Origin of the sequence: Dulcicalothrix desertica PCC 7102 (genome assembly GCF_003991905.1) — a bacterium.
Classification (GTDB): domain Bacteria; phylum Cyanobacteriota; class Cyanobacteriia; order Cyanobacteriales; family Nostocaceae; genus Dulcicalothrix; species Dulcicalothrix desertica.
On the sequence record NZ_RSCL01000055.1, the window covers coordinates 1,053 to 14,997 of the forward strand.

At 37.5% G+C, this 13,945-nt stretch carries 14 protein-coding genes; 4 read left to right on the top strand and 10 right to left on the bottom strand.

The features are described 5' to 3' along the window. Positions 1 to 616 precede the first annotated feature (616 nt). On the top strand, positions 617 to 1,516 hold the full coding sequence (locus DSM106972_RS48625) for a DUF5995 family protein (RefSeq protein WP_127087449.1): 900 nt from the start codon (positions 617 to 619) through the stop codon (positions 1,514 to 1,516). 495 nt (positions 1,517 to 2,011) lie between these two features. After that, entirely contained in the window at positions 2,012 to 2,116 is a 105-nt protein-coding gene (locus DSM106972_RS54590; protein ID WP_233786965.1) for a hypothetical protein, read from the top strand. Here the strand turns inward: DSM106972_RS54590 and DSM106972_RS48635 are convergent. Next, complete coding sequence (locus DSM106972_RS48635; RefSeq protein WP_127087450.1) at positions 2,081 to 3,370, bottom strand: AcrVA2 family anti-CRISPR protein; 1,290 nt, start codon at positions 3,368 to 3,370, stop codon at positions 2,081 to 2,083. The two genes, DSM106972_RS54590 and DSM106972_RS48635, sit on opposite strands and share 36 nt — an antisense overlap. A 216-nt stretch (positions 3,371 to 3,586) precedes the next feature. Here DSM106972_RS48635 and DSM106972_RS48640 point away from each other — a divergent pair, with 216 nt between their 5' ends. Continuing rightward, complete coding sequence (locus DSM106972_RS48640) at positions 3,587 to 3,895, top strand: dienelactone hydrolase family protein (RefSeq protein ID WP_127087451.1); 309 nt, start codon at positions 3,587 to 3,589, stop codon at positions 3,893 to 3,895. Positions 3,896 to 3,934: 39 nt separating this feature from the next. On the opposite strand, the gene DSM106972_RS48645 is transcribed toward DSM106972_RS48640, so the two are convergent. The 9 genes from DSM106972_RS48645 to DSM106972_RS48685 form a co-directional block, all read right to left on the bottom strand. Continuing rightward, complete coding sequence (locus tag DSM106972_RS48645; protein ID WP_233786950.1) at positions 3,935 to 5,425, bottom strand: PAS domain-containing sensor histidine kinase; 1,491 nt, start codon at positions 5,423 to 5,425, stop codon at positions 3,935 to 3,937. Between the two features lie 102 nt (positions 5,426 to 5,527). After that, a complete protein-coding gene (locus DSM106972_RS48650; protein WP_127087452.1) occupies positions 5,528 to 5,926 on the bottom strand; it encodes a PAS domain-containing protein in 399 nt (132 codons plus the stop codon). Positions 5,927 to 6,077: 151 nt separating this feature from the next. Beyond that, entirely contained in the window at positions 6,078 to 6,293 is a 216-nt protein-coding gene (locus DSM106972_RS48655) for a hypothetical protein (RefSeq protein ID WP_127087453.1), read from the bottom strand. Continuing rightward, positions 6,284 to 8,710, bottom strand: coding sequence for a two-partner secretion domain-containing protein (locus DSM106972_RS48660; protein WP_411675402.1), 2,427 nt, complete (start codon positions 8,708 to 8,710; stop codon positions 6,284 to 6,286). Before DSM106972_RS48660 ends, DSM106972_RS48655 begins: the two co-directional genes overlap by 10 nt. Before the next feature lie 217 nt (positions 8,711 to 8,927). Next, positions 8,928 to 9,173 carry a hypothetical protein gene (locus DSM106972_RS48665; RefSeq protein ID WP_127087455.1) on the bottom strand — a complete coding sequence of 82 codons (246 nt, stop codon included), beginning with the start codon at positions 9,171 to 9,173 and terminating at the stop codon, positions 8,928 to 8,930. A 225-nt stretch (positions 9,174 to 9,398) separates the two neighbouring features. Then, positions 9,399 to 10,067 carry a GIY-YIG nuclease family protein gene (locus DSM106972_RS48670; RefSeq protein WP_233786949.1) on the bottom strand — a complete coding sequence of 223 codons (669 nt, stop codon included), beginning with the start codon at positions 10,065 to 10,067 and terminating at the stop codon, positions 9,399 to 9,401. Positions 10,068 to 10,860: 793 nt separating this feature from the next. Continuing rightward, positions 10,861 to 11,904 (bottom strand): alpha/beta hydrolase family protein, encoded by a 1,044-nt coding sequence (locus DSM106972_RS48675; protein ID WP_233786948.1) that lies wholly within the window; start codon positions 11,902 to 11,904, stop codon positions 10,861 to 10,863. A 244-nt stretch (positions 11,905 to 12,148) separates the two neighbouring features. Next, on the bottom strand, positions 12,149 to 12,361 hold the full coding sequence (locus DSM106972_RS48680) for a hypothetical protein (protein ID WP_127087457.1): 213 nt from the start codon (positions 12,359 to 12,361) through the stop codon (positions 12,149 to 12,151). A gap of 406 nt (positions 12,362 to 12,767) precedes the next feature. Further along, a complete protein-coding gene (locus DSM106972_RS48685) occupies positions 12,768 to 13,400 on the bottom strand; it encodes a hypothetical protein (RefSeq protein ID WP_127087458.1) in 633 nt (210 codons plus the stop codon). A gap of 74 nt (positions 13,401 to 13,474) precedes the next feature. Between DSM106972_RS48685 and DSM106972_RS51990 the strand changes: the two genes are divergently transcribed. Continuing rightward, a complete protein-coding gene (locus DSM106972_RS51990; RefSeq protein WP_158633022.1) occupies positions 13,475 to 13,648 on the top strand; it encodes a hypothetical protein in 174 nt (57 codons plus the stop codon). Positions 13,649 to 13,945: the final 297 nt, after the last annotated feature.

The window sequence follows — 13,945 nt, forward strand, 5'->3', positions numbered from 1 at the left end:
AATGTAAAGGCGGTTTTCGGTACTAGCGATCCAACGACAGAACTGTTCCCATACGTTCGCTGATTCGCGACGTTGTAAAGTTGCGGTCATGATTTTATGATTGCGGTGAAAATGAATATGTATATACAAGCGATTTGCTTGCTTGTTTTTAATATAGTTTACATTGCTTAACATTTTAACAAACTAGTGATTATCATTAGTTATCTAATATATCAGTGTTACTTATATAACTATGGTGTTTGGGCACCTATATATATAGATGCTTGAAAAAAGCGCCTTGTATTTAATACGTGTAGAAACTATACGCGCCTTCTCACATACAAATTGTATTGATTAAAAACAGGCGCCTATATATATAGATGTTTCTGTCGGGCACCATCTATCTAATACGTGTCAAAACTATACGCCGGACTCACATATAAGTATAGTGCTTTTGTATTGATTAAAGAACAATATTAAAGTCAGGCGCTACAACTATTACGCCCTTTGACAATGCGCGTGTAGAAACTTCGTTGATTCCAAATTCAATCAATTATTCACCTAATTTTCATGGTTGTAACTTCCTATAATTCGGTAATTTCACTTAAACTGGTGAAAAATAGCATAAAAAGCCAGTATGAAAAATCTCGTGTTGGGAAGCATTGCGGTATTATTTTCAATGCAAAGTTCAGCTTTTGCTGCAGGACTAGCTTCTATCCCAGTTTGTACTGAAGGAAGACCAGAGTGTTTAGACCTGGTTATTCAAGAAATGGAACAAAGGTATCAGCCATTAGAAGCACAACGCGACCGAGATGGAATTTTTGCTCTCAGTTATCTCAGAACTACCGAAACTCTCAAAAATTTATTTCCCTCAGTTGGTTTTGACAATCCGACTTCAATAATTAAAGAAGACGCATTATTCGCAGACTATTATTTTCGAGCTTATGACGATTATCATTCTGGTAGTTCCGATGTTCCTCCTGCTTGGAAGATAGCTTTTGATGCAGCAAAAAACCAGACGGTATCTGGAGGTGGAAATTTAGCACTTGGGACGAGCGCGCATATTTTACGCGACCTACCGTTTGTCTTGTACGAACTTAACCAAAAAGGAACTCCAATTAGTTACTCTGACCATAACCTATTTAATCAAGTTCTTTTAAACGTCAACATATTAGAAGAACTTGCGCTCTTATATGACCCAACCATTGATGATGCAGATGTACCTGGTACTGAAGATGATTTACAACGCTTCCAAGTTGTTGCTCTATGGCGCGAGTTAGCATTCCGTAATTATGAGAAATTAAGGGATGCCAAAACTGATAGTGAACGCGCGCTTGTTGTTGCAGAAATTGAAGGATTATCAGCAGCCACAGCGACGACATTATTTGAAGCATTCAAAAATCCACCGCAATCCGTTACAGTACCTGAACCCAAGACGGCGCCTGTATTATTAGCTCTCGGTGGTGTTTTGGTTTCTATCACAGGGTTAAAGAATGGATTCAAAAAACGTACTCCCACTTTATCAGTAGAAAAGTAATAATTTAAACTCTTATTTATCTTCCATACTTAAGAACTTAACTTTTTAGGCGCCTAAAGTTGTCTCTACTGAATTTAATCAGCAACCTCATAAATTCTGTACAGAGTAGGCGCCTCTATACAGATATTTTAGTAATTAGATTGATAAACTTAATTTTCTTTATATTAATATGATGATTGTGATATTTGTTACATGGTACTAAGTGAATGCAGATTCCATACATGGTCTATATTTTAAGTAGTATTAATAGATATTAATAGTTTTTACCAGATTTTAGTACCATAAATACGAGCAGGCGCCTTCAATAATCTGAAAGCACTATAAATTACAGTTGCACTTCGACGTATAAATTACTGCGCGCGAGAATAAATCACATGCGGATAAAGTGGCGCCTTGCCGTACTAATGGCTGACAAAGAAATTGATTATAAAGAGCTTGCATTACTCACCGGGATGCCTGACTGTCACCATAAGCAGGCATAAAAATATGAGAATCATGCCGGAGAGGTTAGAAAGAGATACGTTGTTAAAGTACTGTCAAGCTCTCAACTGTAATATTCATTTATTAATCAGCGACTTCATAAATTCGGTACTGTTGTAGCGCCTTTCCTGGCTCATACTTCTCTTTATGTATAGTCGTCTCCTTAATCCATACGTACTTCCAAGACTGTAACTCCTTACCGTAGCGTTGTTTACGAATATGGGCACGTCGTTTATGCGGCGCCATGTTTCTTTTTGGTTCCCCTGAAGCTGCGCCTACCAGTACTCGCTCAGAAACATCCTCATCCTCCAGTTGCCAAAACTGCTGTCTCTTTCTCCCACAGAACTTAATTTTTCTATAACCTAGTTGATTTAGCTTCTTTTGAGCAGCTTTTTCAGCACCCGGCGCCCGTTTGGTTTGCTGTACTAAGTTTCGCGGCGCCGACTCCGTGTAATCTTCTTCGATATCATCAGGGTAAGATTGGAGGTATAAGGCACAGTTTATAACTAGGTTTAAATTGTTGACTATTTCATCGACTATTTTGTTTACAATTGTTTGGTGTAATTCGGTTTGATTTGATTTTAATAATATTTCACGTTGCCAAGAAACTGCTTCACTTACAGTTGTATTTAAATTATTCGCTGGTAGTATAAAAGCTAATACCTCTTCAGAGCAATCAATGCAATTATTGCAATATTTACTATGTTTATTTTTGACGCTAGTTAAAGTAACTCTTAAAGTACCACTTTTAGGACACTGGGTAATATAGGCGCCGTCTAATAAAAAGTGAATATCTTCTGTAGACGTAGATGTTTCTACACGTTTCAGTGTTTGAATTATTGAGTTCATGCTGCCATTAATCTTTTTATTCTCCTGTTTCCCAAAATGTAAGTATATTGTCTGAAATGGCAAGCAAATATCTTTTAGCAATACGTTTCCTATATCAGTTTCTGCAAATAAATCTAGTAATATACACGAAAAATCAAAAATATTACTACCATAATTAGTTAAAGAAGCATATTGCTGAAAAGCTCTATATTCATTGTCATTCATTAAATTTAATAATTCAGTTGTCCATTCTACTCCCAATTCGTCTTGATTTAAATAATAATTTTGATTACTTCTATAAATTTTTCTTACGTGTCTGGGATATGGCTGTGGCGATACTGACAATAAAATCTGCCTGATATAAGCATTCATGTATGATAAACAAGCTTCTTTGTTTATCTCATCTGAAATTGAAAATACATGATTAACATTACCCTTTAAACCTGATAATAAAATATTTATCGGTTGTGCAATAAAATCTTTTCTCACTTCATAAAAACGAATTGGGTGATATTGCATTAAAGGGTTATTTATTTTAACTGGCATAGCGCGCTCCAAAATCTGGGTAAATGCTCGGACTATATATTATTCCCACCGCGCGCGCGTTACTAATTAGTATATTAGTATTAATCAGCAACTTCATAAATTCGGTACTGTTGCGGCGCCTCGATATATTTATCTATCGTTGTCTCCTTAATCCAAACGTACCTCCAAGACTCCTCTAACTACCAAAACTGTTGTCTTTTTCTACCACAAAATTTAATGGCATCACGAGGTAACGCTGATTGTAACGTTGGTTACTACGGTGTGGGTATTGAAGATTATTTAGACGAAGCAGGCAATATGAAGGCGCCGCTGATGCTTCATATTGCTGAGGAAGATTATTTAGTTCCAAAACTTGCTCAAGAAAAAGTCAAAGACGAATTAAAAAATAATCAATTTGTCACTATTTATACTTATCCAAATGTTGACCATGCGTTCGCACGTGCCGATGGTAAAAATTACCATGAGGAATACGCAACTCTTTCTCAAGAGCGTTCTAAGTCTTTTTTAGAAAAACATTTATACTAAATTTATGTTTTAAAGGGCGCCTGCGGGGTAGAACATTTTCTATTTAGGTATCTTGACAATGAATGTTGTACCTTTATTAACAGCACTCTCAACTGATATTTGGCCATTGTGTAAATCCACACACTGTTTAACAATCGCAAGCCCTAACCCTGTGCCTGGGTAATTACTTGCATTGCTTGCGCGATAAAATGAATTAAAAATATGAGGTAGGTCACTAATATCAATGCCGATACCTTTATCACTAATACGGAAACTCACACTGTCTGAAGATAAATTTAATTCAAAGGTGATAGTACTATTTTGAGGTGAGTATTTAATCGCGTTCCCCAACAAATTATTTAAAATTTGGTTGAGCAGTTTGGGGTCGAGCTTAATAATTGATGCATCGCTCGACACTTTAAATTCAATTCTGTTAGCATTAGCATTAACCTCATAAATTGCTGCGATAATTTCTTGGCATAATTTAACCACATCTGTCTCCCTTGGTTCATACTGTAATGTTCCAGCCTGTCCTTCAGCAATTAGTAATGTATCTTGGACTATAGCTGCAATACGTTTAACAGAAGATTCTATTTTTTGAAAATGCCTTTGCTTCTTCTCAGCCGTTAGATTTTCTAGGTAGTTCTGCAATATATCAAAAGATGACTGGATTATTGCAAGTGGAGTGCGAATTTCATGGGATGTTGTTGCAATAAAATGGGATTTGGCATCGCTTAATTCTCGCTCTCGTTGCAATGCCTTACATATTTCTTCTTGAGCTTGTTTACTGTCTGTAATATCTTCGGCAACACCTACCATGCGATAGATATTGCCATTTTTGTCTGTAATTGGAAAAGTACGGTCTCTTACCCACCGTATTGACCCATCTGGACGAATAATCCTATATTCTTCATTTATATCGAAGGCATTATCACCAACTGCTATAGAAGTTATACGTTCGAGATCATCGGGATGTACTGATTTTAGAAACGAATGTGGTTCTTGATAAAGGGACTCACGAGTTCTACACCAAAGTTTTTCATAGTATGGACTCATGTAGTAGTACTCACTAACATTACTGTTACAAAGCCAAAATACTATATCAACATGATTGGCAAATTGCTGAAATTTTTCCTCGCTTTCACGCAATGCTTCTTCAGCCGCTTTACGGTCTGTTATATCTTCTGCAATTCCTGCCATACACTCAACATTTCCGTTATTATCGAGTATAAGATAACCACGACCATGTATCCAACGCACAGTTTTATCTGGAAGGATTATTCGATATTCTTCATCAAAATCTTGTCTATTTACTAATTGGTGAACGGAGGTATTTACTCGCGCGCGATCGTCGGGATGTATAGGTTCTAAAAATGCTTTCGGATTATTGTACAGTCGAGCATTACTATGACCCCATATTTTTTCGTAGTTTGGACTTACATACAGAACTTTGCTAAAATCCGCAGAACATATCCAAAATACCTGGTTTGTTTTTTCAACAACTTGGCCAAGTGGTGTTTGCATCAAAACTTGTATGCTAGTCAAATCCACAGTAAAAACCTCTGATAATCCTTATTGATTATCTTAGGTTTTATACTGCGGTTGTAATTATTCGTATTATCTATATCCCTATCGTTTTTGCTTTATATGACTCTATGCTTGTTTACGAGCGGTTATATCTTCTGCAATACCTACCATGCGGTAAATATTGCCATCTTTATCCTTAACTGGGAAGGTTCGGTCACGCACCCACCTAACTTCACCGTCTGGACGGATAATACGATATTCTACATCGATGTCATATGCAGTATCACCAACCGTAGAGGAAGTAACACGTTCTAAATCATCAGCATGAACCGATTCTAAAAAGGAGTGGGGATTTTCCATGAGCGACGCACGAGTCTTGCCCCAAACTCTTTCATAGCCAGGACTAATATAAAAATATTGATTTACATCTGGGGTACATACCCAGAATACTAAGTCTGAGTTTTCGATAATCTGAGCTATTGATTCTAATGACTCAGCGTCCACTGACAAATTCTTTAAATCCATCTAACGAAACCTCTTTAGTATTGGAAACTACTTGCATTATTCTTCTAAGTATGTTTAAAGATATATTTTTTACATACGTTTATGATAATAGCAGGTTTAGTTATTTGCTGCTTACGTCAATGGGTTTAATTTTTGTAATTAAACATGCATCTTATGATAGGCGGCGCCGATTATTGTAATCAGCTACCTCGTAAATTCGGTACAGAGTAGGCGCCTGTCTCCTTACCATAAGTTGTTTACGGATATGGGCACGTCTTTTATGCAACACCATATTTCTTTTGGACTCGTCGGAAACGGTGCTTAAAAGTATTGGTTTATTAACTTCCTCATCCTCAAGTAGTCTATCAAAGAGCGCGCTTAACTGCATTCTCCAGAATGCCTCAGAGTATTAGTTGCCGAATTTGGCGCCGATTCAACTAAGTACACATCACCATTATGAGAACGCATCCAACTTTGTGCTTCAACAATCTTCTCCGAATAACTTTGCTTTGAATTTACGTTTATAGAGCGCACGCTATGAAGTGTAAAATCTTGCTCGTTTCTACTATTACTTCTTTTAATAGAAACCCAATTTGGTTCAATTATAGTATTACTTCTAATTAAGTCTTGTGGACTAGTAGGTATTCCACCACGTCCAGTAACAACAAATTGACTTTCACCTCTTGCTACCGCTTTTGGACAACTTTGGGCAATTCTTTGGTTAACTAGCTTCCTTGGTAAATTAATCGGTATGCGGTTAGTGCTATCGTCTAGAGTATTAATATTAACGGCGCCGTTCAATGTTGGATTCTGCTGGGAAATAGCCGTGATATCGCTTGTTGGTAGCCGACTTGGGTCAAGCAAACTTGAGTTTGTATTGTTAACTCCTAATTGTCTAGCTAAATCTTCTTGACTAAGCGGCGCCGTACCAAAAAGACTAATCGCGTTAATTTGAACTTTGCCACCACTACCGCTAAACGCATTCGCAGTAATATCATTGTTCTCTCGAAGTGGCGCCACAATAAAACCAGTAGGGATATTAATTGTAATATTACCGCCATCTCCAATTGCTTGTGCCTTACCTGCTGATGTTGATATTTGACTACCTCTACGCATCAGTAATAAATCCCACGCCTGTAAAGCTATATTACCACCTTTACCTGAGTCAGTTTCAGCAATCAGTTTTCCTTGGTTATCTAAAATAATTTCGTTTGAGCTTACTTCAAGGCTTCCTGATGAGCCTAAATTATTTATATCATTTGAAGAGTAAATAAAATTTTTATCAACTTGACTGCTAACATTAACTATACCTCCATCACGTACAATTAATTGCCCTGTGTTAAGCTTCAAATTTCCAGCATTTCCAGAACCTTTAGTTAAAGTGAATAAACCACTGACTTCGGAAATATTTTTACCAACTCCAGCCACTTCTATAGAATCTCTGGCGTTTACAATCAAATTTCCTCCTTGCCCTGTAGCTGGTATAAATTGATTGTTTGCTGGCGAGTACTGTCCCTGAGATTCTGTTGATATTCTTGCTCCATCTTGAATATACAACCGACCTGTATTGACTTTTATTTCACCAGCATTCCCAATACTAAAAGCTATACTCAAAACTGCGCTGGGTGCAAAAACATTAATATTTTTACCTGGAAATATAAAAGAATGTCCATTGATTATTTCCACAGAATTGTCGGCATTTACAGTTAATCGTCCTCCCGACCCTGAACCATCACTATAAGATACTACTTGCGCTCCATCTTTGATAACCAAGTTCTTCGCTGTTATAGTTAAATCACCAGCCTTAAGCGCGCTCTCTGTTCCGGTGGACAAAGAGGTTTTGTGACCAATTAATTCCACAGACTCTGTTGCCTGAACAGTTACATTTCCTCCTGCAAACGAGCCTTGTGTTATGTTCCTGACAGTTGAAGCGCCTGTAAGTAGCACACGCTTACCCTGCACATTGATATTACCGCTACCAGAGCCACTAGCATCTACAACTGATCGAATTCCACTTCGCGACATAAGTTTAATGTCTTGGAAATTCTCAACATATGCCGTCCCAAAAACCCAACCTAACGGTGTCGGTTGTAAACTTACCTTACTATCACTCCCTACACTTAACAATTCAATTTGTCCGGATACTGCTGTTAAGTTGCCACCACTCAACATTATATCGCCACCAATAAGTGCCAAAGTTTTGCCATGAGGGACTTGTAGACCAACCGGAAAACCTAAACTGTTAGTTGCATTATCTGGACTTGCTTGAGATGCCAAGTGGATTGGATTTGCAGTTGTTCCAAATTGTAAACCAATGGGTAAGTTTACTGTTAGTAATTGTTGAGGATTGGAAGAAGTAGCACTAAACTGATTACCATCTGCAAAGTTAAGGCTGCTTGCTGTGCTTGCTATAAATGACCCGCCAATATTTAATTCGGCATGATTACCAATCAGGATTCCGTTCGGATTAATAAAAAACAAATTAGCGGCGCCGTTTGCGCTAATTATACCATCTATATTAGAAATTTTAGAACCCGTTACCCGAGTAATAATATTTTGAATATCTAACTTGTTGTTAAAATAGGCATTTACCCCTAAAGGTATGGAGAATTCTTCAAAGCTATGAAATAAATTACTTCCTGCTTGAGTTCCTCCATTTATGACTTTACTATTATTAATAGTCTCTACGCTTGAATTATAAGGTAAACTAGTATCTGGTGTGATTTGGGCACTACTAAAGTTTCCGATTAAAATTATTGCAGCTTGACTACAATAACTTAGCAGTTGAAAAATGTGACTTCTCAATCTACACACTAATATACTACTCATACATGACATGATACAGATATGCTTTTATAAAAGTACCACAATTCGACATGTGAAACATGTAGAGATTAAAGTAATTTAATACAACTGTATATTTAAACTCAAGACTCAGGACTTAGGACTTACACGAAGAAACCTAGTTTCTGGCTTGAACTGCGTAAGTCCTAAATTTCTGAATTCATGTATGGTTAATTAATTAGCTGCATATTAAGCAACCAGAGTTATTAGTTCCTGGACAAGGTTTTACCCATACACATCCCTCTGGCTTAATAGATGGCTCTAGATTTTCTTGCTCAACTTCCTGTACATATTCACTATCAAGTTTAGGCTCAATAGCCTCTGTTAACTCCTTTTTTCCAATTAATTCATTATTAACTTCACCTCTTCCAAGTGTAGCTAAATAGTTTTCGTCTTGTAACTGCTTTCTATTTTCGGTTGACATGATGATATTCCTTAATAAATACAAAGTTAATTTTTACTCTTAAGATGCTTTTCGCTTCTTCTATCGTTTAATTAGGTATGGGATAAATTAACTTATGCAGCTATCAAACGGGCGCCAATCTTATAAATGGATAACTGACAAGGCTTACAGCTATTTAATGGTTATTTTTCACACGGTGCCATTTCCAACTTTATTATATTTATACAAAAATACTACAAAGTACTTTTAAACTATCTTGCCGAATGGTTGCCCCCACCGTGCCCAGTTTTCCTTATTAAACGGCGCCTTCCACTTAAGTATTAAATATTGTTCTAATTCCTGGCGCCATTCCCGTCGTTGTGGAGTTTCCCACCAAAAAGCAATATTCACAGCAGTTTTCAATTTGTACTTGTAATGTAAATCCTGGTAACTAGCGATGTACTCTTTACAATCATGTACACCCTTCCAGCGCTTGTTACTGCGGCAAGTTTCACCAACGTAGAGGATTAGTCCCGGCGCCGAGTCAATTACAAAATATAAACAAGCTTCTCCTGGATAATCCGCTGGCATCCTGTAAAAAGCCATTGACTGCATTTGCAGCTGCAATGGGTCAATGCGTTCTCTTTCACAATGGGATGGCGCCAGGTCAAATAGTGCTGTTTGTTCAGTTGGGGGAGTAACGCGCGTTTGTTGCTGATACTCTAATATCTGATTTTTCCAGCGCTGTAATGCGTCAACATCCATTACCAACTCTTTGGAACGACGCGCACGGAATTTTTTATCGGGGAATAATTCTAATTGGGCGCCTGGTGAAGGTGGAGGCGCCGACTGTTCGAGAGGGAGTTCAAGTTGCCGAGGTTGACCCTGTTCAATGCCGTTGTCTGAAAATATATCTAATTGGCGTGCTTTCTCCACACAACACCCTCAAATGCTTACTCTATATACATTCATTTTAATATAGACCATTGTTGATACTCACGCCTCCTAAAACCTTTTATACCAAACATTTCAATTATAATTATTACTGAAATAAATCGCTTAAAAAATCAAAAAAATCAAAAAAAGTTATTTCTAACTGATAGAAAATATGTTATACCAATTTAATGTGAAGCTGCAAATAATTAAATCCCCCCCAGCCCCCCTTAATAAGGCTATGCATTAGTCACATCTTTCTTAACAATCTTAAAACCCTTATTATAAAAGCGTCTTGAAGACTGAGGTGTCAAACATACTTGACAATTTCGCTTTCATCTTATCGCTAAAAAACGGTTTTTATTGAGAATAAAAAACGGCGCCATAAGGGTTAGAGGGATGTGAGTGAACACTCTCATGAATGTTGAGAAAGATCCGGGTAATGGATAGCTTAATAAGGGGGGAGTAAGAGTAATAAAGCGCATCTTCATATAAAAATGGTATTAGTATTTATATATGAGGGAAACAACCAGAGCGATTGCCAACTTCATACTCCCAGCACGTAAACCAAGTAGGGATTGCAAGAGCATTTCTTTAGTACGAAAAGGTTGATTTTTAAAATTAGCCTAAGTAGGATCGAGAAGGACAACCACTCGAAAGAGCCGCGTGCTATGTACAAAGAGTCGAACGGGTAACACTCACCGGAAAACCTCGACTTCTGCTATTTGATAGGCGCCATTTTTATATTAAACATTTCTACTATATAGAGGCGCCATCTCCAAGTTGAAGCCTGTATTTAACGCCCATTTCTTACTCTTTTTCGTGCGTAGTTAATTATAATTCCAGCAAAACCTATTCCAAAAAGCCCAATAGTAGGCGCCGATTCTGGTACACGCTCACTAATTACTGTAACATTTGGGTCTGCGACATCACCTGTAAAATACACATACTTAAAAGCTTCTTTATCATTAAGAATGCTCGCACGTAAAAACAGCCCACTCCAACGAGCTAGAGTTTCAATTGCTACATCTTGGGGAATTGTAGGAGTATTTCTATCAGGAAATGGTCCAGATGGGTTATTTGTATTTGTAATGCCATAATGATTGGCGCCTGTTAAACTTATCAATGCTTTTGGTGGATTCTGTATATTGTTGTAAGTACCATCCGTTACAAACGGAGGAATGATACCATCAAGTGTTCCTCTCAATAAGGCAACAGGTATCGAATTATTGATTGGAATGTACTCTACGGGTAAAACGTTTGGAGTGCGCGCTAAACCTGTTGCATAAAAGGCGCCTGCTTTTACTTCAATTGGTAAACTTGCTTGTGTTGAACAGAAACGAGGCAAACAAACATTCGCAATTGCTGATAGTCCTACACTTCCCCCAAAGGAATGACCAAGTAATCCAAGTTTTTCAGTATTAACAATACCCACAACTGGCGAATTCGGGTTAGAAGTTTCTGCTCGCATTTGTGCCAAAATAGCATTTATTTGAGAAGTTTCGGCAAAAAGTCCTTCTCCAACTGGCGCCAGTTCGCGTTCGTTGTTGGGCACAACTACTACAAATCCATACCGAGCTACTGTACTAGCGTAATTTGAGTAATTTGATTTATTGACGTTGGCGCCTTGCAATAGTAGCGCGATAGGAAACGAGTAATTACCAGTTTTTAAATCAGAGGGGTTAGGGAAATAAATATCTGTAACACCTGACGTAGTTGTATAGCTTGTAACATCCGTGAATAAAGGAGAAGGATTAAACGTTGTAGCAGTCGCTGTTTTACCCGTAGTTAATATAATAGTAGAGATTGCAATCAATGACAAAGCTTGAAGTTTCACCACACTCACACTCCTTCCACGCTCACATATTTATTCTCATTCTCGTATTAATTATTTTTCTTTTTATACAAAATTTAATGCGCTTTATATCAACTTGGAATATCAACTTGGAATTGCTTATTCTAGTTCCGGCGCCGAATCACTAATATTATTAATTCGCGCGCGTATCCCAAGATAAAGTTATTCGCATAAATAACATTTTATACATGTGGTGTTCGGTTCTTACTTGATTAACAGATAGGCACCGCTACTCTTGTTTTAATATGTCTAACACTCGTGCAACACCTGGTTTAATTGCTGCACGCTCCAGGGGAAACCCATATTCTGCAGCTAAATAAATCATCTCTTCAGAGTTATCAAGTACATCCATAAACTTCCCGAACAGTACTTGGTCTTTTAGAACATACTCGAAGAAACTCAAAAATTCATGCTGCTGCTGTAGTCTTAACTCATCACTCATAACGCACGCTCCTATACAACAACTATAATTTACTATCCTTCTTGCACTTTGGACACAACAAAAATGTTACTACTCTATTTTTTGGAAAATTTATAGGTGTAACTCGCACGCCCAAGGGTTTACTATTCCACTGCTTAAATTAATCACACCCGGCGCCAATAATCTAAACATATGTACTAAAAAGCTACGCGCCTTTAAAATCAGCGTCTTAACAATCTGATACAATACAGGACTCAATACCATAATCAATGGGTATTTATTATGGTGAGTAACATACAGAATTTGATTGACGTTACTGAGAAAAGTCTCAATGGAACCAATCGAATACTGTTCTATATATGTTAAAAACCTCCAACCTTGACAGAGAGGTTACAGAGCAGCCTGTGTTAGAGCGGGTTCACTAAACCTACTTAAATCTGGGCACTTGCCAACGAGCAGTAAGATTTGTGTCAAAACAAGTAAGTAACCACGGGATAGTTTTGATAGTCTCAAATGACTTTAATGCATCAATTGCAGCTTGACGCTGTTTGGTTAATTCTTTATTAAGAGCTACTTGTTGTTTTGTTAAGTCGGCGCCTACATGTAATGGAATTCGTTTATAAATACGTTTTATTATTTCTACTTTGCTTGCTTCCTGACTTGCCAATATATTCTTTGCTGTGTCCTGGACTGTCCACTCGAATATCTTGGAGGGTAATGGTTTGCCGTTCACAAGACGTGTTTCAGGCTTGCCACTATGAGCAGCAACGATGTTCTGAGTTCCAAACCAGGAACCATTCCAGAACTGCGCGCTTCCAAGTACGTTGTAGGTATCCGCACGAACTGTATAAAGCGTGTTGATTAGAGCGTCGATTGTATCTCTATCACTACATTCAATTACTGGATTAATAACTGTCGTCTCTATCCTCAGAACAGACTCAAGTTTAGTGACAAACCAGCAGTCAACGTAGTAACCAGACAGAATTAACAGTCTTTTGGCTTTCTCGGCATCTTTCTTCAATTGTGCTGCGTACAAGCGTGGTTTCTTTGGTAAGCTCATTTTTGCAACCTTATTAACCATTAACAACATCATAATACATATCTAGAAATTACGCAATAACTAATATATTGAAAATGGGTAAAAAACGTTTACGTGGAGAAGGTCAAGATTACGACGAGGTTAAAGTCAGGGTTAACTTAGCTTTGACACCAACAGCAAAGAGGCTTCTACAAGAGCAGGCAGCTTCAGCAGACTGTAAAAGTTTAAGTGACTATATAGAGAAACTGGCGAGAAATCAATTAACGTAAGGTTTGCCCATATTTACCTATATTTTCAGTCAACTGACAAAGCGCTTTACTACAGATACAAGACTATTTACAACAGACGCAATCCCTAGTTACAACCCTTTTGGAACAATCCTCTAGAGTGGCGCCGTACATAAATACAAACAGATGTACTATAGTAATTTCCATGTACAGCTACCATCATTACCATATACAGTGGGTATTGTATTTACAATAGTTTACAAAACACTTTCACATAGGTTTTATTCTATCGAATACATTATTACAACTTAATACTTAAACAATTGTTAAGTATGTACG

Coding starts and splice junctions, on each gene's coding strand:
- DSM106972_RS48625 (WP_127087449.1), top strand. CDS start 617: ATGAAAAATCTCGTGTTGGGAAGCATTGCGGTATTATTTTCAATGCAA.
- DSM106972_RS54590 (WP_233786965.1), top strand. CDS start 2,012: ATGCCGGAGAGGTTAGAAAGAGATACGTTGTTAAAGTACTGTCAAGCT.
- DSM106972_RS48635 (WP_127087450.1), bottom strand. CDS start 3,370: ATGCCAGTTAAAATAAATAACCCTTTAATGCAATATCACCCAATTCGT.
- DSM106972_RS48640 (WP_127087451.1), top strand. CDS start 3,587: ATGGCATCACGAGGTAACGCTGATTGTAACGTTGGTTACTACGGTGTG.
- DSM106972_RS48650 (WP_127087452.1), bottom strand. CDS start 5,926: ATGGATTTAAAGAATTTGTCAGTGGACGCTGAGTCATTAGAATCAATA.
- DSM106972_RS48655 (WP_127087453.1), bottom strand. CDS start 6,293: ATGCAGTTAAGCGCGCTCTTTGATAGACTACTTGAGGATGAGGAAGTT.
- DSM106972_RS48665 (WP_127087455.1), bottom strand. CDS start 9,173: ATGTCAACCGAAAATAGAAAGCAGTTACAAGACGAAAACTATTTAGCT.
- DSM106972_RS48680 (WP_127087457.1), bottom strand. CDS start 12,361: ATGAGTGATGAGTTAAGACTACAGCAGCAGCATGAATTTTTGAGTTTC.
- DSM106972_RS48685 (WP_127087458.1), bottom strand. CDS start 13,400: ATGAGCTTACCAAAGAAACCACGCTTGTACGCAGCACAATTGAAGAAA.
- DSM106972_RS51990 (WP_158633022.1), top strand. CDS start 13,475: ATGGGTAAAAAACGTTTACGTGGAGAAGGTCAAGATTACGACGAGGTT.